The 229-nt window shown below is 73.8% G+C and carries 1 protein-coding gene; it reads left to right on the top strand.

What is annotated here, in order from left to right; genetic code table 11:
- A partial coding sequence (locus LG396_RS39040; protein ID WP_225798349.1) for an acyltransferase domain-containing protein occupies positions 1 to 229 on the top strand: 229 nt, incomplete at both ends.

Here is a 229-nt window from a genome sequence, read left to right as displayed (position 1 = left end):
TGCGCCACCACGGCGTCGAACCCGACGCGGTCATCGGCCACTCCCAAGGCGAGATCGCCGCCGCCTACGTCGCCGGCGCACTCACCCTCTCCGACGCCATCGCTGTCGTGGCGCTGCGGGCGCAGGCCATCACCCGCCTCGCCGGCACCGGCACCATGGCCTCCTTCCCCCTCCCCCAGGACGAACTGGGCGACCTGCCCGAAGGCGTCCACGTGGCCGCGGTCAACGG

Source organism: Streptomyces aculeolatus (assembly GCF_020400605.1).
Classification (GTDB): Bacteria; Actinomycetota; Actinomycetes; order Streptomycetales; family Streptomycetaceae; genus Streptomyces; species Streptomyces aculeolatus.
The sequence above is the reverse complement of the archived record's forward strand: the minus strand, read 5'-3'. Positions and strand labels throughout refer to the sequence as shown.